Genomic DNA, 875 nt, shown 5'->3' with positions numbered 1-875 from the left:
AAATCGGGCGATTTATTTTGTAGTGTTTACTTGGCATTAAAGTGCTGTTTTTATTAAGCGTTTTTTAACAATACTAACAAACGACTATAGATTAATGAGTATCGTTACGTCAGAGGCAGGAAGAGTCATGGTCGCAACCTCAATATGGCAAATGCTTGCTGAGCATCCAGAGTTTCTTGCCATGCTGACCATCCCACCAGTGACTGCATTTGTCACTTGGTTGCATGTATGGATGGCATTGAAGATGCTGTTTTACCCCATTAAATTTTGGGGGCTACGTATACCTAATTTTCCATTTTTTGGTTTGCCTGGACTTGGCTGGCAAGGTATCGTCCCGCGTAAAGCGGGGAAAATCTCTGGAGTGATTGTCGATCAGACACTCTCAAAGCTTGGCTCACTTGAAGAGTTTTTTCAGGCGATGGAGCCTGAGCAGATGGCAGCTTTTATCACCGATACGGTTGATAAAAACCTTGAACCACTGATTGATGAGATTATGCTTGAGCATTCAGGTGCATTGTGGGGCAGTCTGCCATACGCACTAAAACGTCGTATCTATACGCAAGCCCATCAAGAGCTGCCAGACATCATGCAATCTTTGGTGACTGATATGACCTACCATGTCGAGGACTTGGTCGATATGCGTCAAATGATCGTCAATAAGATGGAAAGTGATCGTCGTTTAATGGTGAATATGTTTTTAAGGGTTGGTCAACACGAGATCAACTTTATTTGGCATATCAGTGCTTTAATTGGATTGATTTTTGGTATTATCCAAATGTTTATCTTTTTGGTGGTGCCGCAACATCGGTGTACTTCGTTGTGTACATCCAGTGAGTTTTTCGAGAGTGAATTAGCTTATTTTTGATTTCTATAAG

At 41.6% G+C, this 875-nt stretch carries 1 pseudogene; it reads left to right on the top strand.

Annotated features, from left to right (window positions below):
• Window positions 1–127: 127 nt before the first annotated feature.
• Window positions 128–805: pseudogene (locus ACS8FD_RS18315) on the top strand (DUF445 domain-containing protein); the annotation flags it as partial.
• Between the last annotated feature and the right edge of the window lie 70 nt (window positions 806–875).

The sequence above is a fragment of the Psychrobacter sp. 1U2 genome, from assembly GCF_051847575.1.
Note: the sequence above shows the minus strand (reverse complement) of the source record. Positions and strands in the feature narration are given on the sequence as shown.